At 36.7% G+C, this 19,677-nt stretch carries 20 protein-coding genes and 1 pseudogene; 16 read left to right on the top strand and 5 right to left on the bottom strand.

Annotation, left to right across the window (positions count from 1 at the left end; translation table 11 throughout):
* Position 1 precedes the first annotated feature (1 nt).
* The 3 genes from J2Z23_RS08310 to J2Z23_RS08300 all read right to left on the bottom strand — a co-directional run bounded on the left by J2Z23_RS08310 (position 2) and on the right by J2Z23_RS08300 (position 3,483).
* Positions 2-808, bottom strand: coding sequence for a YqhG family protein (locus J2Z23_RS08310; protein ID WP_318249092.1), 807 nt, complete (start codon positions 806-808; stop codon positions 2-4).
* Positions 786-2,468 (bottom strand): DEAD/DEAH box helicase, encoded by a 1,683-nt coding sequence (locus J2Z23_RS08305; protein ID WP_057983236.1) that lies wholly within the window; start codon positions 2,466-2,468, stop codon positions 786-788. Before J2Z23_RS08305 ends, J2Z23_RS08310 begins: the two co-directional genes overlap by 23 nt.
* A gap of 619 nt (positions 2,469-3,087) precedes the next feature.
* Entirely contained in the window at positions 3,088-3,483 is a 396-nt protein-coding gene (locus tag J2Z23_RS08300; protein ID WP_057993823.1) for a rhodanese-like domain-containing protein, read from the bottom strand.
* 348 nt (positions 3,484-3,831) lie between these two features.
* On the opposite strand from J2Z23_RS08300, the gene J2Z23_RS08295 reads away from it, so the two are divergent.
* Positions 3,832-6,384, top strand: coding sequence for a vitamin B12-dependent ribonucleotide reductase (locus J2Z23_RS08295; protein ID WP_057983240.1), 2,553 nt, complete (start codon positions 3,832-3,834; stop codon positions 6,382-6,384).
* 374 nt (positions 6,385-6,758) lie between these two features.
* Positions 6,759-7,640 carry a patatin-like phospholipase family protein gene (locus tag J2Z23_RS08290; protein WP_057983242.1) on the top strand — a complete coding sequence of 294 codons (882 nt, stop codon included), beginning with the start codon at positions 6,759-6,761 and terminating at the stop codon, positions 7,638-7,640.
* A 121-nt stretch (positions 7,641-7,761) separates the two neighbouring features.
* Here the strand turns inward: J2Z23_RS08290 and J2Z23_RS08285 are convergent, their stop codons facing one another.
* A complete protein-coding gene (locus tag J2Z23_RS08285) occupies positions 7,762-8,112 on the bottom strand; it encodes an SA1362 family protein (protein WP_209973659.1) in 351 nt (116 codons plus the stop codon).
* A 262-nt stretch (positions 8,113-8,374) separates the two neighbouring features.
* Here J2Z23_RS08285 and J2Z23_RS08280 point away from each other — a divergent pair, with 262 nt between their 5' ends.
* The 4 genes from J2Z23_RS08280 to efp all read left to right on the top strand — a co-directional run bounded on the left by J2Z23_RS08280 (position 8,375) and on the right by efp (position 11,060).
* Positions 8,375-8,860 carry a YqhR family membrane protein gene (locus tag J2Z23_RS08280; RefSeq protein WP_128738424.1) on the top strand — a complete coding sequence of 162 codons (486 nt, stop codon included), beginning with the start codon at positions 8,375-8,377 and terminating at the stop codon, positions 8,858-8,860.
* An 87-nt stretch (positions 8,861-8,947) separates the two neighbouring features.
* Entirely contained in the window at positions 8,948-9,391 is a 444-nt protein-coding gene (gene aroQ, locus J2Z23_RS08275) for a type II 3-dehydroquinate dehydratase (RefSeq protein ID WP_057983247.1), read from the top strand.
* 1 nt (position 9,392) lies between these two features.
* Positions 9,393-10,454: a M24 family metallopeptidase gene (locus J2Z23_RS08270; RefSeq protein ID WP_057983249.1), complete on the top strand. Its 1,062-nt coding sequence runs from the start codon at positions 9,393-9,395 to the stop codon at positions 10,452-10,454.
* Between the two features lie 48 nt (positions 10,455-10,502).
* On the top strand, positions 10,503-11,060 hold the full coding sequence (gene efp, locus J2Z23_RS08265) for an elongation factor P (protein ID WP_057983251.1): 558 nt from the start codon (positions 10,503-10,505) through the stop codon (positions 11,058-11,060).
* 212 nt (positions 11,061-11,272) lie between these two features.
* On the opposite strand, the pseudogene J2Z23_RS08260 reads toward efp, so the two are convergent.
* Positions 11,273-11,947, bottom strand: a pseudogene (locus J2Z23_RS08260) (transposase); the annotation flags it as partial.
* A 582-nt stretch (positions 11,948-12,529) separates the two neighbouring features.
* Between J2Z23_RS08260 and spoIIIAA the strand changes: the two are divergent.
* From spoIIIAA to accC, 10 genes are all read left to right on the top strand, one after another.
* A complete protein-coding gene (spoIIIAA, locus tag J2Z23_RS08255) occupies positions 12,530-13,459 on the top strand; it encodes a stage III sporulation protein AA (RefSeq protein WP_057983254.1) in 930 nt (309 codons plus the stop codon).
* Positions 13,452-13,967 carry a stage III sporulation protein SpoIIIAB gene (gene spoIIIAB, locus J2Z23_RS08250; RefSeq protein WP_057983256.1) on the top strand — a complete coding sequence of 172 codons (516 nt, stop codon included), beginning with the start codon at positions 13,452-13,454 and terminating at the stop codon, positions 13,965-13,967. The genes spoIIIAA and spoIIIAB overlap by 8 nt, the downstream gene beginning before the upstream one ends.
* 77 nt (positions 13,968-14,044) lie before the next feature.
* Positions 14,045-14,248: a stage III sporulation protein AC gene (gene spoIIIAC, locus J2Z23_RS08245; protein ID WP_057983258.1), complete on the top strand. Its 204-nt coding sequence runs from the start codon at positions 14,045-14,047 to the stop codon at positions 14,246-14,248.
* Between the two features lie 21 nt (positions 14,249-14,269).
* Complete coding sequence (gene spoIIIAD / locus J2Z23_RS08240) at positions 14,270-14,653, top strand: stage III sporulation protein AD (protein WP_057983260.1); 384 nt, start codon at positions 14,270-14,272, stop codon at positions 14,651-14,653.
* A 30-nt stretch (positions 14,654-14,683) separates the two neighbouring features.
* The gene (spoIIIAE, locus tag J2Z23_RS08235) at positions 14,684-15,871 is read left to right on the top strand and encodes a stage III sporulation protein AE (protein ID WP_209973657.1); all 1,188 of its coding nucleotides are present in this window, start codon (positions 14,684-14,686) and stop codon (positions 15,869-15,871) included.
* 6 nt (positions 15,872-15,877) lie between these two features.
* Positions 15,878-16,495, top strand: coding sequence for a stage III sporulation protein AF (spoIIIAF, locus tag J2Z23_RS08230; RefSeq protein WP_209973655.1), 618 nt, complete (start codon positions 15,878-15,880; stop codon positions 16,493-16,495).
* A complete protein-coding gene (spoIIIAG, locus tag J2Z23_RS08225) occupies positions 16,482-17,147 on the top strand; it encodes a stage III sporulation protein AG (protein ID WP_057983266.1) in 666 nt (221 codons plus the stop codon). Before spoIIIAF ends, spoIIIAG begins: the two co-directional genes overlap by 14 nt.
* Positions 17,147-17,680, top strand: a complete 534-nt coding sequence (locus tag J2Z23_RS08220) for a SpoIIIAH-like family protein (protein ID WP_057983268.1) — start codon at positions 17,147-17,149, stop codon at positions 17,678-17,680. The genes spoIIIAG and J2Z23_RS08220 overlap by 1 nt, the downstream gene beginning before the upstream one ends.
* A 140-nt stretch (positions 17,681-17,820) precedes the next feature.
* Complete coding sequence (gene accB, locus J2Z23_RS08215) at positions 17,821-18,309, top strand: acetyl-CoA carboxylase biotin carboxyl carrier protein (protein ID WP_057983270.1); 489 nt, start codon at positions 17,821-17,823, stop codon at positions 18,307-18,309.
* A 12-nt stretch (positions 18,310-18,321) separates the two neighbouring features.
* Complete coding sequence (gene accC, locus J2Z23_RS08210; protein ID WP_057983272.1) at positions 18,322-19,677, top strand: acetyl-CoA carboxylase biotin carboxylase subunit; 1,356 nt, start codon at positions 18,322-18,324, stop codon at positions 19,675-19,677.

Raw genomic sequence — 19,677 nt, 5'->3', positions numbered from 1 at the left:
TTTATTGAGGTAGAGCATTTAAATAGAAGATCCCTCCATTAATAATTTCGATATTTATACGGGGCTCATATTGGTCTTGTAATGCTTTTTTTTCAACTTCGTAAGTTTCAGGTTTTTCATCTTGGTCTTCATAGAAATGATCTAAGAGCTCTAAATCTTGCTTCCAACGTAATTTCGCTTCTTCAGCCCACCGATGGTCTGCGGATTGAAGTTCTTTTTCTAAATAGGTCTCCATCCTTTTTAAACCACTTTCCGGTTTAATCATAGGGGATACTGTGAAGCAATAATCAGGAATTTTTGGCTGGAGATTTGTCTGCTCCATTTTATCAAAAAATTGGTCGATTAAAATTCCATTTATCAAATTTAAGCCAAGCGATCTTAGAATATCCTTCTTTCTATCACATTCATAAGAGATTTTAATATTTAGCATTAACCACGGGTGTAAAGGAATCTGTTTATTTATACTCACTTTATTAGGATTTTCATAAAGACGTATAAAGGCAGCTCTTTGCTTCGTAAGGGCAAAGAGCTGATGGAGACGTGGGGCCCCAAAATGGATTACTTCTCCTTTTAAGTCAGCTGGTGCTCGTTTAGGATCTGTAATTAAATGAACCTTCATTGGATTGGGTGTTCCACCGGTTTTTTCTAAATAAGTCCAGTAGAAGGGCCGATTCATTAAGGCTTTATCCATGTCAATTGTTAGTTGCACAGTCATATAGCTAGGTTCATTTTTTTCAATTTGGCAATCATTTTCTTTAAAAAAGGTTTCAAGATATTCGCGAATTTCACTCTGCTGCAATATTATCATCGTCCTTTCTAATAGTATCAGCAAATTGGATGATGGAAGAGAGATTCTCCATTTTAATTTTCATTTCGCCTTCAGAGTGGGAGGATTGAAAAATATCTTTCACATATTCTTCCATATTTAAGTGATCAAACTTTGTGAGGATTTCGTCCAATTCACCGACAATTCTTTCAAATAAATTTATTTTTTCATAAAGAAGTTTTAAAATATGCTCCTCGATGGTATCTTTGATCGAGAAATTGTAAATGTGAACATTATTTTCCTGACCTAAACGGTGTATTCTCCCGATTCGTTGCTCTAAACGCATGGGATTCCATGGTAAATCAAAATTAATAATATGGGAGCAAAATTGTAAGTTGATTCCTTCTCCACCCGCTTCAGTAGCAATAAGCACTTGGGCATGATTTTTAAATAGTTCCCGCATCCAATCTTTCTTACCACGTTTAAAACCACCTCTGAAAGGAACAGAGCGGATACCATTTTTTTGTAAAAACCATTGTAAATATAATTGTGTTGCACGGTATTCCGTAAAGATAATGACTTTATCATTAATCGATTGAATGAGTTCTAAAGCCTTTTCTGCTTTTGAGTTTTGTTGAACCAAATCAATTTTGTTTTTGACAAAATTCATTTTCTCGATAATTGTTTGAGAAGGATTGTCAATTTTATTGAACATATTTTTTAAAGTCAGAAAAACTGCTTCCCTACTACTACATGCCTCTCTTTTAAGGGTAAGAAGAGAAAAACCATGGGCAACAAAGCCATTTTCTACACTTTTCAATGAATCAATGGCATCATATAATTCTTTTTCTTCCTTTGAAAAATTAATCAAAACACTTTCCACATGGCGTTCAGGCCATTCAACTCCTGTTTCTCCTCTTCTATTTCGAATCATTACTTTATTTACTAATTCTTTTAAATATTCGTCTTGTTGAAGTGACGTTTTTTTGTTTTTATATTGATCTAAAAAGCCACTTTCAGATCCTAAATGTCCAGGTTTAAGTAAAGAAACAAGGTGAAAAATTTCTTCAATTTTATTTTGAATAGGTGTAGCAGTTAATAACAGGCAAAACTTTTTCTTAAGAGATTGGACAAATTGATAGTTTTTAGTTTTAGGATTTTTTAATTTATGAGCTTCATCGATCACGATAAGATCGTAATTTTGTTCAGCGATTATTTCTTGATGTGGGCTACGCTTAGCAGTGTCAATAGAGGAAACAACTACAGAAAATTGGTCCCACACATAACTTTTCCTCTGGGGAACAGCAGGAATGTGAAACTTTTCATTCAATTCGCTAACCCACTGAGAGACAAGCGACGCTGGTACTAGAATCAGAGCTTTTTTTACTAATCCCCTGATCATATATTCTTTTAAAATTAACCCAGCTTCGATTGTTTTCCCTAGCCCGACCTCATCAGCCAAAATCGCTTTGCCGTTCATATTTTCAACTACTTGTTGAGCGGTTTCTAATTGATGGGGCAAAGGAGTTAATTGTTGTAAGTATTTTGGTGCAACTAACCCTTCGAATGTTGGGATTGTTAAATGTTTTTCGGTTGTCATCGCAAGTTTAAAAAGCTGTAAATTAGCCCATGGGCCATCTTTTTCAAATTTTTCTACAAAATCTTTTTTCCACTCTTGGTCAAATTGTATTTTTACGGACATAAGTACCTCCTGTAACTCGATGAAACATATTAGAATATGGAGCCTATAAATCAAGTAGGTATTAGTATATCCAAAAAAGCAATAATATATTTTTACTTAGGAAGGAAAAGGGATAGAATTCAGATATTTAGGGGATTGGAATTAGAAATGATGAAGTGATCAGCCTTACTAATAATTGGAATAGGCGAGACTCCTACAGGGAATTAAGAAGGGCTACTGAAAAAGATAAAAAATTATCCCTTAACTGTAGCCCCACATATACCTTGTATTCCGCATACGAAAATCTGTCTCCTCAATTTTACCAAACGCCGATCTCATACATCCCATAGAAGTCTCCGTATCTGTAGCTGCTTTGAATCAAAAGATCGATCATTATATAGTTTTTCGGCACTTACTTAAGACGCGACAGTGGAAAAGGAAGCATCAAAAGCTAAATATGTGACTTCATATTAGCTTGGTGCCCATTAGCCGTCCTCGAAGGGGAGCATCATCCATTTGCGTCATTCTAAAGCTTTGTCGCATTATTTTTCGACAAGCGGAAATAAATTAGTTGATACTTAATAATGAATAGGATTTTGTTTAGATGTTTAAAACACCGCAGGTATCTGCGGTGTCTGGATTAACTATTATATTTTTTTGTGGCTTTTATTTTACCCGACCATTTTTTAAATCCACCTTGTAGATGGTAAAGCTGTTTGTATCCTTTTTTGTATAGCATTTGCCCGGCTCTCCCACTACGCATTCCACTTTGACAGTAAAGATATACTGGTTTATCAGGACGAATTTCTTTCATTCTATTTTTTAATTGCGAAATAGGGATGTTGCGCGCTCCTAAAATATGGCCGGCATCAAACTCATTTGGTTCACGCACATCAATAAGCTGTGCTTTTCGATAACCTGAACGAAATTCATCTTCTGATAGTGTGTTTAAAATTTTCTTTTGACGAAAAAAATTATATAGGGAAAATATGATGATAATCCCTAGAATAACAAGTAATGTGTATAAAGCTGTCAATTTTTTTCTTCCCCCCTCTGGTAAACAAGCCTATTTTTTATTATATTATTCAAGGCGGCCTTTATCAAAACTTTTATATGATTCATGAGAAATTTTAATATGATAGATGAATAACTGAAAAACAAATAGAAAAATGTCCAAAATCGTCGTTTTTCTTGTTAATTTCATAAACTATCCTCGTTTTTCTCGTGATATCATCCATTTTCGGATTTGACAAAAAGAAAAAGCATTTTACTTGATTTACAATATATTGTGTTTGATAATAGGTCAGAAACAATATATAGTGTTAGTAGAGATTATCTTATAAGAAATAATGTGTTTCTTAGGATGTAGAGAGGAGTTAGTTAAATGGCAACAGCTTTCCAACAATATTCGAATTTGAATATTGAAAGATTGAATAAGGATATTCGACAGTTTGAACAAGTGTTTCCCATTACAGCAGATATGAAGATCACTCATAAGGGAGTTTCTCGTCTCGTTATGATTGATCGATATGCCTTTAAGGATACAGAAAAACTAACATTAGCTGCCGGTGACTTTATCGTATTAACGATTAAAGATGATCCGAAATTTCCGGCAAGAGGATTAGGTTTTATCCAATCGATTGATTGGGAAGAGAATACAGCGAAAGTTCTTGTAGAAGAAGAATTCCGTAATTCTTTGGACGAAGCAGAAGAAAGAAAGACCGGCCTGATTGTTCGTCCACTTGACGTCATTGAAAAACCGTTGGAAGTATTTTATGAGCAAATTGCAAAAAGAAATGCTAATGGTTTAGCTGCAGTAGAAGAGACAGCAGAAAAAAGACAAGAATGGTTTGAGAAATTTTATCAAGAACTTTCAAGCTTGAATTTTATTCCAGCAGGTCGAGTTTTATATGGTGCTGGCTCTGAAACAGATGTAACTTATTTTAATTGTTATGTGATGCCATTTGTGCCAGATTCTCGAGAAGGTATTTCTGAGCATCGTAAGCAAGTAATGGAGATTATGAGTAGAGGTGGCGGAGTTGGTACGAATGGATCCACGCTAAGACCGCGGAATACACTTGCTCGTGGTGTTAACGGTAAATCCTCTGGATCTGTTTCATGGCTTGATGATATCGCAAAGCTTACACATTTAGTTGAACAAGGTGGGTCTCGAAGAGGGGCTCAAATGATCATGTTATCTTCCTGGCATCCAGATATTGTGGAATTCATCATTTCTAAAATGCAAAATCCACGGATTTTAAGATTTTTAATCGAAAATACAACAGATCCGATGATTAAAAAACATGCGAAAGATAAATTGAAATTTACTCCTTTAACCCAAACAGAAGAAGCAATGTACCAAGGAATTCTTAACTACCGTAATATGCCCGGATATGGCGGCTTTGATGAGTCTATTTTCCGTGAGGCTGAGGAAAAGTTAAACGAAGGTGGCACATATTCTGTGCATAATTCAGAGTTTTTAACAGGAGCTAATATTTCTGTTTGTTTAACTAAAGAATTTATGGATGCTGTTGATGCAGATGGCGAATATGAGCTTCGTTTCCCAGACGTTGAAAATTATGACGAAGAAGCTATGAAAATTTATAATGAAGAATGGCATAATGTTGGTGATGTACGTGAGTGGGAAAAGCTTGGTCATAAAGTGCGTACATACCGAAACATTAAAGCAAAAGAATTGTGGAATTTGATCAATATTTGTGCGACATATTCTGCTGAACCAGGGATTTTCTTTATTGATAATGCTAATGACATGACAAATGCAAAAGCATACGGTCAAAAGGTCGTTGCCACTAATCCATGTGGTGAACAGCCACTTGCACCGTATTCTGTTTGTAATCTAGCTGCTGTCAATCTTGCTAATATGGCAGATCGAGAAAAGAAAGTAGTAGACATTGAGAAATTAAAACAAACAGTTAGAATTGGTGTTAGAATGCAGGATAATGTGATCAATGCCACTCCATATTTCTTAGAGGATAATAAAACACAGGCGCTTGGAGAAAGACGTGTAGGCCTTGGTGTAATGGGGCTTGCAGATCTCTTAATCTATTGTGAAAAGGAATATGGATCTACTGAAGGAAATCAGTTAGTTGATCAAGTGTTTGAAACAATTGCTACAGAAGCCTATCGTGAATCGATTAAAATCGCTCAAGAAAAAGGAAGCTTCCCGTTCCTTCAAGGTAAATCAGAGGAAGATACAAACAGATTGCGTAAAGCTTTTATTGAAACGGGTTATATGAAACGGATGCCAGAAGATATTAGGGAATCTATTTTAGAACATGGTATTCGGAACTCACATTTACTTACTGTTGCTCCAACAGGATCTACGGGAACTATGGTAGGTGTTTCAACAGGATTAGAACCATATTTCTCCTTTACGTATTATCGAAGTGGTCGCCTCGGTAAGTTTATTGAAGTAAAGGCAGATATAGTGGAAGAATATTTGCAAGCAAATCCAGATACGGACCCAGACAATTTACCTGAATGGTTTGTGACATCTATGAGCTTAGCTCCTGAAGCACACGCAGATGTTCAATGTGTGATTCAACGTTGGATTGATAGTTCCATTTCAAAAACAGTAAATGCACCAAAAGGTTATGCAGTAGAGCAAGTGCAAAAGGTTTATGAGCGACTCTATCGTGGAGGTGCCAAAGGTGGAACGGTGTATGTAGATGGAAGCCGTGATTCTCAAGTTCTTACATTGAAGGCTGAGGATAATACAATGGAGACAAGTGAACAACTACAGTTTAGTGAACCAGTGGTACTTGTCGAGACAATCCAAGATCTTCGCTCAACAAGTGTTACCTTTGGATCTGAGGTTGGAGATACATGCCCAGTTTGCCGCAAAGGGAATGTAAAAGATATTGGTGGCTGTAATACTTGTGATAACTGTAATGCCCAATTAAAATGTGGCTTATAACCTATAGGTTTAAAAATCCCAAATCAATTTGCATTTGGGATTTTTCTATCTTAGCAAGAAAAATTCCACCTACAGTTGAGCTGTGGCTTTCACTCACAGTGCTGGGGCGTCTATTTATGCCCCTTATTAAGGAACTGAGGGACATGCTAAATGCAAGCACAGCGTAATAATAAAGGACTACAGTTTTCCGTTTTCGTCCGAAAGGCGATTAAGTTTTACTGACTCGAAAAGTGAGAAAATTCAGATCATCAGTAAGTGGACTTTTCGCATAAAGCTCAACATTGTAACTCATCAAATTCCAGCTTGTATTATGTTCTAAATCTCTTTTTATCCCCCTAGAATAGTAAAAGAACTGGTCAATAGGAGGGATAAGAATGGATGTCGATGGCGTCTTTTCTGGTGGCGGGATAAAGGGATATGCCCTTTTGGGTGCATGCGAGGTCTTGGAAGAACAGGGCATTACTTTTAACAGATTAGCAGGAACAAGTGCTGGCGCAATTATGGCTGCTTTTATCGCTGCTGGCTATACAAGTAAAGAAATTCTTAAAATCTTGAATGAAACAAAAATTTCCACTTTTTTAGATCAAAAGAAGACCATTATCCCTCTCCCTATCTCAAAATGGCTATGTTTGTATTGGAGAATGGGGCTGTATCAAGGCAAAACATTAGAGGACTGGATTCGCCAAAAATTGGCGAATAAAGGAGTGTATACTTTTTCAGATTTACCTAAGGGGAAATTAAGGCTGATTGCATCAGATATATCATCGGGAAAATTATTAGTGCTCCCAGATGACCTAGAGGGATTAGGAATTCCTAAAGAAACATTTCCAATTGCCAAAGCTGTAAGAATGAGTTGTGGACTTCCCTTTTTCTTTGAACCTGTAAAATTACATTCTCTATCAGGAAAAAGCATCGTTGTCGATGGGGGATTATTAAGCAATTTTCCGATCTGGTTGTTTGATGAGGATAACAAGAGAAAACGTCCCATCCTTGGAATTAAATTAAGTTATAAAGCGGATGAACAGCCAAAAAGGGAAATAAAAAATGCTTTATCATTGTTTGAGGCTTTATTTAGTACGATGAAAGATGTTCATGATGCGCGCTATATTTCAAGAAGGCATGAGAAGGATATTATTTTTATCCCTCTAGAAGAAGGTTTAACAACGGAATTTAATTTATCTGACCAAAAAAAAGACGTCCTTATTAAAACAGGACGTTTGAGAGCAAAAGATTTTTTAAAAACATGGACATATTAAGGGGGTTGTTCAAGAGGAAGAAGAGACTGCGAAGATGTAAGACTAGAATTTCAAGGGAACGCAAGTCTCAAGCAACAGAGTTATATAATAGTTGATTGTATTTTTCTCGCCTTTTGAACTTTTAAAAAATAGCCCGGTCCTTTTTTTTGCCTTTTTTTCCTTCGATTACAGTTAAATGGGCTGATGATTTTCTGCGAAGTGGTCGTTTTGAAGACTTAATAGTATGAGCGCTTTTTCTTGGCTGCTCATACCTCTTTTTAGAAAACTTCGCTGCTTTCGCATAAGATCTACTTTCCTTAAAACCCTGCTTTCTTCCCATAAAAGCACGAATAACAAGAAAAATAATCCCGGCGATGAGTATCGTGACAAACAGCTGAAGAAATAGACTTGCAGGATTATGATAAAGCCAAGTACCTAAACCAATTAAAGCAGTAATAATAATTCCACCAAATAACCAATTCCGTATGGTCAAGAATGCCACCTCCTCGGGATATTGAACAGTATTCCCAAAAAGAAAACCAAATATACCATTTTAAACCTTAGTAGAATAGAATGTATTTATTTCATTTTCCACCGAACTTAATAACTTAAACAATCATTCTTTTAGTGAGGTAAGATTCCAGTAATAACATCATAATATCTTGCTTTATCTCTATCTTACTAAAAAAACAAAAAATTCACCAGGAATAATTTTAAACGCCGGAAATGGGCAAGATAAAGCAGAGGTGAGGACAGTGGAAAATAAAGAACATAACAATCAATATTATATGTCATTGACTCAATTATCGGCGATAACAGGATTTGTCGCAGGGGTTGGGGGAGCTTTATTATGCTTTGCTGCACATTACTTCAATCTTACAAAAATTAAGCCATCATTTGTATTAATGATTTTTAGAGGAGACTGGAAAGATGGGTGGCTTGGGATTATTATCACCTGTTTAATTTATGGAGTCATTTCGATTGGAGTTGCATTTGGTTATTATATTTTATTAAAAAGAAAACACTCAATTATATGGGGTGGGATTTACGGAGCAGCTCTTTTCTGTCTTGTTTTTTTAGTGCTCCATCCTGTTATTCCAACTATTCAATTCATTACGAAATATAATCTAATCACTATTTTAACAGAAGCTAGTTTTTTTATTTTGTACGGGATTTTTATTGGTTATTCGATTTCATATGAATATAATGAACAGCAGTATTGGGAGAAAGAATCGCATTAATTTAACACTACATTCTAACTAGGTGCTAGTTGGCTTTTTATGGTAGAATGTTTTTGCGTACGATTTTGCTTTTAGGGTGTGAGGAGAATGAAGATACTCGTTTTAAATGGTCCTAACTTAAATATGTTGGGGAATAGAGAACCAGATATTTATGGGAGAGATTCATTAGAGCAATTGGAAAAGAACCTACATGAATTATGTCAGCAGGAGAAAGTGGAAGTAGACCTTTTTCAATCTAATTATGAGGGGGCTCTTCTTGATGAATTGCATAATGCAACGAAAAAGGGATATGCGGGCATTATTATGAATCCAGGTGCCTTTACGCATTATAGTATTGCCTTAAGAGATGGGATTGCTGCCATTGATTTACCCGTTATTGAAGTGCATATCTCAAATGTTCATGCTAGAGAGGAATTTAGAAGTAAATCAGTAACCGCTCCAGTTTCAATTGGACAAATTACAGGATTAGGACTTTATGGTTATGAATTAGCTCTTCTAGCTTTGAAGCAATACATACAAGGGAGAGGATAAGATGAGCAAGTTGGATAAAATCCGTTCATCATTCCAAGAACAAGGGATTGACGGAATTTTAGTGACGAGTCCATATAATTTGCGTTATATGACAAATTTCACAGGATCAGCTGGTATGGCTTTAATTTCAGGGGAACGAGCAATTTTTATTACAGATTTCCGATATACGGAACAAGCGAAAAATCAAGCTAGTGAATATGAAATTTCCATCCATTCAGGCTCGATTATTGATGAGATTGCGACGAAAGTAAAGGAATTAGGAATAACGAAATTAGGATTTGAACAAGATTATATGTCCTATTCTACTTGGGCGCAATATAATCAAGTAATTTCAGTAGAATTTGTCCCTGTTTCTAATTTAATGGAGCAAATGAGATTAATTAAGACAAATGATGAAATCGCTAAGATTAAAGAAGCAGCTGATATAGCTGATGCAGCCTTCAAACATATTCTTGATTTTATAAAACCTGGAAAAACGGAGTTAGATGTATCAAATGAATTAGAGTTTTTCATGAGAAAATGTGGCGCAACCTCTTCATCTTTTGATATCATCGTAGCTTCAGGAAAAAGATCATCAATGCCACATGGTGTTGCCAGTGATAAACAGATTGAAAAGGGCGATTTCGTAACGATGGATTATGGTGCTCTTCATAAAGGGTATGTATCTGATATCACCCGTACAGTTTCGGTGGGAGAGCCATCCGCTAAGTTAAAAGAAATTTATGATGTAACACTTGAAGCACAATTACGGGCAATGGAACAAATTAAACCAGGTATGACCGGAATAGAAGCAGATGCGATTGCTAGAGATTATATCATTGAAAAAGGCTATGGCGATTATTTTGGGCATTCACTTGGTCATGGGATTGGCTTAGAAGTGCATGAAGGACCCGGCCTTTCGAAGCGATCTAAAACGAAATTACAACCGGGTATGGTTGTGACAGTAGAGCCAGGGATATATTTACCAAATATTGGCGGTGTACGTATTGAAGATGATACACTTATCACAGCTAAAGGTAACGAAACATTGACCCATTCAACAAAAGATTTAATAATATTATAGTGTTTAAATAGTAATACTACAGACTAATGTAAATTTGGAGGAATAACGATGATTTCAGTAAATGAATTTCGTACAGGACTTACAATTGAAACAGATGGGGGCATATGGCGTGTAATTGATTTCCAACACGTGAAACCGGGAAAAGGAGCAGCATTCGTTAGATCTAAGCTACGTAATTTACGAACTGGTGCAATCCAAGAAAAAACATTCCGTGCCGGTGAAAAGGTAGAAAGAGCACAAATTGATAATAAAACTATGCAATACCTTTATGCCAACGGTGATATGCATGTTTTTATGGATAATGAAACATATGAACAAATTGAATTACCAGGAACTCAAATTGAGTATGAATTACAATTTCTGAAAGAAAATATGGAAGTTCATATTATTATGTACCAAGGGGAAACTTTAGGTGTTGATTTACCGAATACAGTCGAGCTCGAAGTGACTGAAACTGAACCAGGTATAAAAGGCGATACAGCTTCTGGGGGCTCTAAGCCAGCAACTTTAGAAACTGGTTTGACTGTTCAAGTTCCTTTCTTCGTTAATTCAGGAGATCGCCTAGTTATTAATACATCTGATGCTAGTTATGTCTCAAGAGCGTAAATGAACTCTTTTTAGGAAGTCGAGAATGCTTCTGGTTGTTTACAATTAAAATAAAAATAAAAAACGACTCTACATTCATTCATTGAATTAGAGTCACAGAGTGCAGACAAAAGGGTTGGAAATCAAAATGATTTCCAACCTTTTTGCTATTCATACAGGATCATTCTATGAAAAAGAGCCATAAATGCTCTCCTTATGGTTTCTATTACGCCATGGTAGGCAAGTACCAATCCCTTTTCATCTTTAACGTAATAACCACTTTCCGGGTCTGTTGTCGACTCCTTACTCTCCTTGTACTCTTCCTTATCAAACTTTTCCGGTGGGAATGGTTTTTTCCCATTCTTTTCCCGATCTAAGTTGAGCTCCTTTTGGAGCCTCTTCTCATAAGCTCGCATCCCTTTACGAACAACCTTCTTTTCAAACTTTCTTTTATTCGCGCTGGCTTTCACATGAGTCGAATCAATAAAGACAACATGGTCGGGGCTGAGAAGCCCGCGGTTTGCCACCTCGTTTAGAACTTTATAGAAGATCTGCTCGAATAGGTCTGTATCTGCAAATCGACGCACATAGTTTTTTCCGAACGTGGAACCTCTGTATGAAAGCCAAAGCCAAGGAACCAGGAATTGCCACATTCGTTTCAAGTTCCTTGATTGTCTGGCGCATGGAACGGATGCCGAAGGTATACTGAATGAATGTCATCTTGATCAGTACGACAGGATCTATGCTGGGTCTCCCAATGGTTGAGTAAAGATCTTCGACTAATGGATAGATAAAGGAGAAATCAATAGCCGCATCCAGTTTGCGCACCAGATGCTCTTGAGGATCAACTGCTCTATTGTCAGCATTTCTAGCTGTTCGCGTTCATTAATTTGATTTTTCGTCATCATATCCATCAACTCATTCAGTTAATAGAAAATACAGTTGATTGGAGCGGAGAGCGGCGACACCAGCGGGAACATCGCGAGCTGAAGACCCTGGACTGAGCGCAGCGAGGGAAGCGGCTGAAGCCGTGCCTGCGGAAAGCGTCCGCTCGCAGCGGAAATTAACCTTTCTAGCTTTATCTCTATTTTAAAGAAAAAAGACTCTACATTCATTCATTGAATTTGAGTCGTTTTTGTATGCGAAAGAATCATTTTCAATGGACTAAGTGGTTTTATTTTAGACTTTTCGTTTATTCTTACTAGGCAATAAAGTCTGCTCCTACAGATTTAATTATTACTGTTCCAAGCGTTTGCTGACCGAAAGATGTTTATTTCCTTTCCGCCGCGAAAATACATTCAGTGTCATCCTTGTGGCTCTTATCTCTCCAAGCAGAACATTTAGATCATCTTAAAAAGTAAATTTAGAATTTTATTTTATGGGTGTTGATTTAGGCCTCTTTTTTATTGATTTTTTCTAATAGGTTATTTCATATTTAGAGACAAGCTGAATACATATTAGATAGAGGATTGATAGAGGGGGAGGAACATATGAAAGCTGTGTTGCAAATGGTGCCTCGCCGAATTAATGAATTGATCACACAACTTCCTAGTCAAGTGTGGAATGAGATAGAAGAAATTAGACTGCGGATTGGAAGACAAGTGGAAATAGCTGCAAAAGGAAAACCTCATTTTCTTTCCTATATATTTACAAAAGAAGATGCGGAACAATTTATTGCAAAGCTGGCAAACCATTCATTTTATACACTTGATGAAGAATTGAGAAAAGGCTATGTCACCATTGATGGTGGACATCGAATTGGTTTAGCTGGAAAAGTCATACTTGAAAACAGTCATGTGAAAGCAATTCGCCATCTAGCCTCATTTAATATTCGCATCGCAAGAGAAAAAATTGGAATTGCAGAAAAGTATTTGCCGTTTTTGTATCAAGAAGAATGGAAAAATACAATGATTATTGGCCCACCTCAAACAGGGAAGACAACTTTATTAAGAGATATGGCCCGCATGATTTCTACAGGTGCTCCTCTTCGGAAAATTGCAGCAGCAAAAGTTGGTATTGTTGATGAGAGATCAGAAATTGCAGGTTGTGTCCATGGGATTCCTCAACTTCAATTTGGCCAAAGGGTAGATGTGTTAGATGCGTGTCCTAAAGCAGAGGGGATGATGATGCTCATACGTTCCATGAGTCCGAATGTATTAGTTGTAGATGAAATTGGTCGAGAGGAAGATCGAACAGCGATTATGGAAGCGGTCAATGCTGGAATCACCTTAATGATGACAACGCATGGTCATTCCTTTGAGGAAGTGAGAAAAAGACCATTACTGCAAGAGATTATGGATTCACACGTATTTGATCGATTTATTGAATTATCACGCTTTAACGGTCCAGGAACGGTAGCGGCGATTAAAGATGCAAATGGAAAGCCAATTAAATACAAAGAGTTGATCCATTATGTTTAAATTAATCGGCTCTCTCTTAATTCTAGGTGCTACAACAATTATTGGGTTCGAAATAGCAAGAGGATTAAGCGAGAGACCCAAACAATTGCAATTGTTTGCCGCTTCCCTTGAGACCCTAGAAACGGAAATTATGTATGGCCATACACCACTTGGAGAGGCATGTATAAAAATATCGAAGCAATTACCAAACCCTATTTCCGCCCATTATGTAAGATTTTCTAATTTTCTGCAGAAAGAGGAAATAACCGTTTATAAAGCATGGGAAGCAGCTCTAAAAGAAACTTGGAAGCAAACAGCATTAAAACAAAATGAATTTGAGATCCTACAACAGTTTGGCGCCAACCTTGGTAGGCATGATCGCGAGTCCCAACAAAAACAAATTATCTTAACACTGAATCATTTGAGCAGAGAAGAAAAGGAAGCAAGGGAAAAACAAAAGATTTACGAAAAAATGTCCAGGAATTTAGGCGTTTTAATAGGAGTGCTCATTATTCTTTTATTGTTATAAACCATCACAGCTATCATACGATAGCAATGAGTCCGATACGATTGCTTATGTTTTTTAATAAATAGGAGGTTGTGAGAATGGGCATAGAGGTAGATGTCATCTTCAAAATTGCTGGAGTGGGCATCGTTGTTGCTTTTTTGCATACGATCCTTGACCAAGTGGGAAAAAAAGAATATGCCCAGTGGGTAACTCTTTTTGGTTTTATTTATATCTTATTTATGGTTGTTACGATAGTTGACGGGCTTTTTCAAAAAATCCGTTCCGTATTCTTATTTCAGTGATAGGGGGAGTCCGTCATTGTTATGTTACAAATTGCGGGGATTGCCCTGATTACGACATTTCTTGTATTAGCAATCAAGGAGCAAAAGCCTGGTTTTGCTTTTTTACTTATATTATTTACGGGAACAGGCATATTCCTCTTTCTAGTTGATCAGATCCAGAAGATTATTATGATGATTGATACGTTAGCAGCCAACGCCAATGTCAATTCCATGTATGTAAAAACCATCCTGAAAATTATTGGAATAGCTTATATTGCGGAATTCACCTCCCATATTAGTAAAGATGCTGGCCTTGGTTCCCTCGCAGCAAAGGTAGAATTAGCCGGAAAAATATTAATATTAGCTATGGCAGTGCCGATTCTAACTGTTCTAATTGAAACAATCCTTGCACTTATGCCTGCCTGAAATGCACTTGTAGAACGGAGTGGAATATAGATGAAATTCCGCCATTGGATCATATTTTTATTCTCGATTTTAATATTTATAGGACCTGATCATGTTAGCGCTCAAGAGCAACAATCTATCGAAAGCAAAGAAGAGAGTACTTTAGATCGTTACATGGATGATTTAGGGCTTGAAGAATTAAATCAATACTGGGATAAAGTTGTTGAAAATTACGGGAATTATTTGCCCGAAAGCAAACGGGGCACGCTTGTTGAGTTTGTGAAAGGGGACAAGTCCTCTTCGATGCAATCCTGGGTGAACGGCATCATTGCATTTATTATTCAAGAAATATCACTCAATTTAAAACTTTTAGGTACACTGATGCTTTTGACTATTTTCAGCGTGTTCTTACAATCTCTCCATAATGCTTTCGAACAAGGGGCAGTAAGTAAAGTTGCCTATTCCATTATTTTTATGGTACTTATTATTATCGCATTAAATAGTTTTCGGGTAGCAAGTGAATATGCAATTGAAGCGATTGATAATATGAGTCAATTTATTATGGCTTTATTGCCGCTGTTACTGGCTTTGATTGCTTCTTCTGGAGGAGTGACTTCTTCAGGCTTTTACCATCCGATACTTGTGTTTTTAGTCAATATTAGCAGCTTGGTGATCAAAAATGGTGTTTTGCCACTTTTGTTTCTTTCGACACTATTAAGCATTGCTAATGCATTGAATGGAGAAATAAAAGTATCTCAATTAGCAGGCTTATTAAAAAAAGCGAGTGTTGGCTTGTTAGGAGCTTTTATTACAATTTTGCTAGGGGTGATGTCCCTACAAGGGGCAGCATCTGCAGTCGCTGATGGGGTAGCGATTAAAACAGCTAAGTTTGTAACAGGAAATTTTGTGCCCGTTGTTGGAAAGATGTTTACAGATGCAGCTGATACCGTTCTATCAGCTTCAGTTTTATTAAAAAACACCATTGGTATTGCAGGTGTGATTATTGTGCTTTTGATTGCTGCTTTTCCAGCTATAAAAATATTAATCATTTCATTTATTTACAAGCTCTCAGCAGCATTATTGCAACCACTTGGCGATGGTCCCGTTATATCTTGCTTAAATGCGGTTAGCAATAGCATGATATATGTATTTGCTTCATTGGCTATAGTATCATTCATGTTTTTTATAAGTATGACGATTATTATTACTTCTGGTAACATCACGATGATGGTGAGGTAGATTGATATGGAATTTATAAAAGAATGGATTCTAAATATTATTATCTTTCTCCTTCTATCCATGATTGTTGACATGCTTTTACCAGCAAACAATATGCGCAAATATGTGAAACTTGTGACAGGACTTCTCCTTATTTCAATCATTATCACACCCTTATTTCAATTATTATCAAGCGATTATGAACAAGTATTGGGAAATTTAACAAAGAAGATAGAAGTAAGTGAACAATCTACAGGAAATTTACTAGAAAAGAAAAAAATAGAGATACAAGCTTCACAACATGCATATACATTAGAGCAGATGGCTGTCCAAATGAAAAAGGAAGTGGAAAAGGAGTTGATGGATCATTATCAGGTCGTAATTAAACATATTAAAATCTCTGCCGATGCCGATATGGATCAACCAGAAGAACAGATCAATCATGTGGTGGTTCATGTAGCCCCTTCCAAAAATGAAATAGAGATTGTTGAACCAATTGTAATTAATACAAACGAAGAAAAGCCAAAGGAAAACAGTCATCCAAATAGTGAAATACTAACATTACTATCTAATCGATGGGAAATTCCTGCAGAAGTCATTGAAATTGTTTCGGGGGAGGAACCAGCAAAAGATGGCGAATCATAATAATCCGTTTCAATGGTTAAAGGAAAAATTAGAGAGCCTTAAACAAATGCCTCCCAGAAAAAATGGCGGAAAAACATCTTATCTTCTCATCTTACTCGCCTTAGGAGCTTTATTTATGATCATGGGCAGCATGTGGAACAATGATGGGGATGAACATCCAGCAGCCGTTTTAGATAAAACAGCTCCTGAAGAAAGTTCCGAAGCATTTGGCTCAAATCAATCGGAATCAAATGATGGGATGAAGTTATTTGAAGATCAGTATGAACAGCAGCTAAAAGAGGCTTTGGAATCAATTGTAGGAGTTCGAAGTGTAACCGTTATTGTCAATGTCTCAGCAACCGAAAAAAAAGTATTTGAAAAAGATACTATCTTAAGAAATCAGACAACTCAAGAAGGGGACACAAACGGAGGGACTAGACAAGTTGAAGACCAATCAAAAGAAGAACAAATTGTTATCATCCAAAATGGAGATAAAGAAACGCCTCTAACTTCAGAAACAAAAAAGCCAGATATTCAAGGTGTTTTGGTTGTGGCAGAAGGGGCGGAGAATATGCAAGTGAAAAAGTGGATTAGAGAAGCTGTGACAAAATCTTTAAATGTACCTGTTCACAAGGTTGCAGTTATTCCAAAAAAATCTAAGGGGGAATCTTAATGCTTTTGAAAAAGCAAACGGTTTGGCTATTAACAATGTTAAGTCTTGTGGTCGTATTATCGGTTTATTATGTTTTACAGGAACCAGCACCTAATGATTTGGCGACAAGTGGTAAAGAGGATGCCGAAAGCGCTAGTAACCAAATGAGTGATAAAGACTTAGAAATTCTGACTCAGGCGGCAGGTGATGAAGTCTATGAAGCAATTCGCATGGACTTGCAAGACAAGCGTGGCGAAGAAAAGATGAGTTTACAAAATCAATTGGGTGAGAAGGAATTAACAGCGGATGAAAAAAACAAATTATATGATGAAATGGAAAAAATTGATGAACTTACGACAAAAGAACAAATTATAGAAACAAGTATAAAAGGATTAGGTTATAGTGATGCATTAGTTGAAATTGAAAATCAAACAGTCAACATTTTAGTGAAGGCAGAAGAGCATTCAAAAGCGGATGCTGTAAATATTCTTAAAGTTGTTAAAGATGAGATCAGCACAAATTATGTACCGAATATCGAATTTGATACGAAATAAGCCAAGGACGGAGGGGAGAATCCCATCCGTCCCATTTCTTTTTTCATGTTTTTTTAAGAATAGGAAAGGAAGGATTGAATTTTTATTAGGTATTATATTATGATATTAGCAGCTACTCATAAATTTTAAGGAGTGTCATTATGTTGAAAATAGAAGAAATCCGCGAGATTATCAAATTAATTGATCAATCTTCCATAGAAGAATTTGTGTATAAACATGAAGGATCTAAAGTAGAATTGAAAAAGCGTACTAGCGTAGAAGTGGTTCAAGGGCCATCAATTAATACTATTCCTGCAGCTATTGCTCAGCCATCTACACCACCAGCAGTGGAAGTAAGTGCACCACAAAATAATGAGCAAGAAAATACTTCACAAGTTGAATCAGAACAATTTCATAAAATTGTTTCTCCGATGGTAGGAACTTTCTATATGGCATCTTCCCCTGATACTCCAGCTTACGTTGAAGTGGGTTCAACAGTCAATGAAGATTCGATTGTTTGTATCGTAGAGGCAATGAAATTATTCAATGAAATTGAAGCAGAGGTTGAAGGGGAAATTGTTGAAATCCTTGTTAAGGATGGTCAATTGGTTGAATATGGTCAACCATTATTCTTGGTCAAGCAAAAGTAAGGAGTATGGGCTATGATAAAAAAATTATTAATCGCCAATAGAGGCGAAATCGCAGTAAGAATTATTAGGGCATGTAAAGAAATGGATATTGAGACAGTAGCTGTTTATTCTGAAGCAGACCAGGAAGCTCTTCATGTCCAGCTTGCTGATGAAGCTTATTGTATTGGGCCAAATGCCTCTAAAGATAGTTATTTAAATACGTTAAATGTCGTAGGGGTAGCTAAATTAACAGGCTGCGATGCAATTCATCCTGGTTATGGCTTTTTAGCTGAAAATGCAGATTTCGCGGAATTATGCCGTGTATGTAATATTATCTTTGTAGGGCCTAGCCCAGATGCAATTTCTAAAATGGGTACAAAAGATGTTGCTAGAGAGACAATGAAACAAGCAGGGGTACCTATTGTCCCAGGTTCCCGTGGTATTATTGAAGATATTGAGGACGCCATTGATTTAGCAAATGAAATGGGATATCCAGTTATTATTAAAGCGACGGCTGGTGGCGGCGGAAAAGGCATTCGAGTAGCCCGGACAGAGGATGAATTAACGAAAGGAATTAAAATCACAAGACAAGAAGCTGAGACAGCTTTCGGTGATCCCGGTGTTTATTTAGAAAAATATATCGAGGATTTCCGCCATGTAGAAATTCAAGTTTTGGCAGATCAGTTTGGGAATGTCATTCATCTCGGTGAAAGAGATTGTTCCATTCAAAGAAGATTGCAAAAATTATTAGAGGAAACTCCATCTCCAGCTATTGATCATGAGACACGAGAAAAAATGGGCCAGGCAGCTGTTCAAGCCGCAAAAGCGGTAGAATATACTGGAGCTGGTACGATTGAATTTATTTATGATAGAGGGAGTCAAGAGTTTTATTTCATGGAGATGAATACGAGGATCCAAGTTGAGCATCCTGTTACAGAAATGGTTACTGGCATCGACTTGATAAAAGAACAAATTCGTGTTGCATCAGGGGAACAACTTCTTCTCAAGCAGGAAGATGTTGAATTTCGTGGTTGGTCGATAGAATGTAGAATTAATGCAGAAAACCCTGAAAAGAACTTTATGCCATCTGCTGGACGGATTGAAATGTACCTAGCTCCAGGAGGACCGGGGGTAAGAGTTGATTCTGGTGTATATCCAGGCTATACAATCCCGCCATACTATGATTCAATGGTAGCAAAGGTCATTTCTTATGGAAAAACCCGTGATGAAGCAATTGCAAAAATGAAGCGTGCCTTAGGAGAATTTGTAATTGAAGGAATTAAAACAACCATCCCATTTCATTTAAATCTATTGGAGAATGAAACATTTGTAAACGGGGACTTTAATACAAAGTTTCTTGAAATCCATGATGTAATGGGTCAAAAATAA

Source organism: Lederbergia galactosidilytica (genome assembly GCF_017873565.1).
Classification (GTDB): domain Bacteria; phylum Bacillota; class Bacilli; order Bacillales; family Bacillaceae_C; genus Lederbergia; species Lederbergia galactosidilytica.
This window is presented reverse-complemented; position numbering and strand designations above follow the sequence as displayed.

Coding starts and splice junctions, on each gene's coding strand:
- J2Z23_RS08310 (WP_318249092.1), bottom strand. CDS start 808: ATGATAATATTGCAGCAGAGTGAAATTCGCGAATATCTTGAAACCTTT.
- J2Z23_RS08305 (WP_057983236.1), bottom strand. CDS start 2,468: ATGTCCGTAAAAATACAATTTGACCAAGAGTGGAAAAAAGATTTTGTA.
- J2Z23_RS08295 (WP_057983240.1), top strand. CDS start 3,832: ATGGCAACAGCTTTCCAACAATATTCGAATTTGAATATTGAAAGATTG.
- J2Z23_RS08290 (WP_057983242.1), top strand. CDS start 6,759: ATGGATGTCGATGGCGTCTTTTCTGGTGGCGGGATAAAGGGATATGCC.
- aroQ (WP_057983247.1), top strand. CDS start 8,948: ATGAAGATACTCGTTTTAAATGGTCCTAACTTAAATATGTTGGGGAAT.
- J2Z23_RS08270 (WP_057983249.1), top strand. CDS start 9,393: ATGAGCAAGTTGGATAAAATCCGTTCATCATTCCAAGAACAAGGGATT.
- efp (WP_057983251.1), top strand. CDS start 10,503: ATGATTTCAGTAAATGAATTTCGTACAGGACTTACAATTGAAACAGAT.
- spoIIIAA (WP_057983254.1), top strand. CDS start 12,530: ATGAAAGCTGTGTTGCAAATGGTGCCTCGCCGAATTAATGAATTGATC.
- spoIIIAB (WP_057983256.1), top strand. CDS start 13,452: ATGTTTAAATTAATCGGCTCTCTCTTAATTCTAGGTGCTACAACAATT.
- spoIIIAC (WP_057983258.1), top strand. CDS start 14,045: ATGGGCATAGAGGTAGATGTCATCTTCAAAATTGCTGGAGTGGGCATC.
- spoIIIAD (WP_057983260.1), top strand. CDS start 14,270: ATGTTACAAATTGCGGGGATTGCCCTGATTACGACATTTCTTGTATTA.
- spoIIIAE (WP_209973657.1), top strand. CDS start 14,684: ATGAAATTCCGCCATTGGATCATATTTTTATTCTCGATTTTAATATTT.
- spoIIIAF (WP_209973655.1), top strand. CDS start 15,878: ATGGAATTTATAAAAGAATGGATTCTAAATATTATTATCTTTCTCCTT.
- spoIIIAG (WP_057983266.1), top strand. CDS start 16,482: ATGGCGAATCATAATAATCCGTTTCAATGGTTAAAGGAAAAATTAGAG.
- J2Z23_RS08220 (WP_057983268.1), top strand. CDS start 17,147: ATGCTTTTGAAAAAGCAAACGGTTTGGCTATTAACAATGTTAAGTCTT.
- accB (WP_057983270.1), top strand. CDS start 17,821: ATGTTGAAAATAGAAGAAATCCGCGAGATTATCAAATTAATTGATCAA.
- accC (WP_057983272.1), top strand. CDS start 18,322: ATGATAAAAAAATTATTAATCGCCAATAGAGGCGAAATCGCAGTAAGA.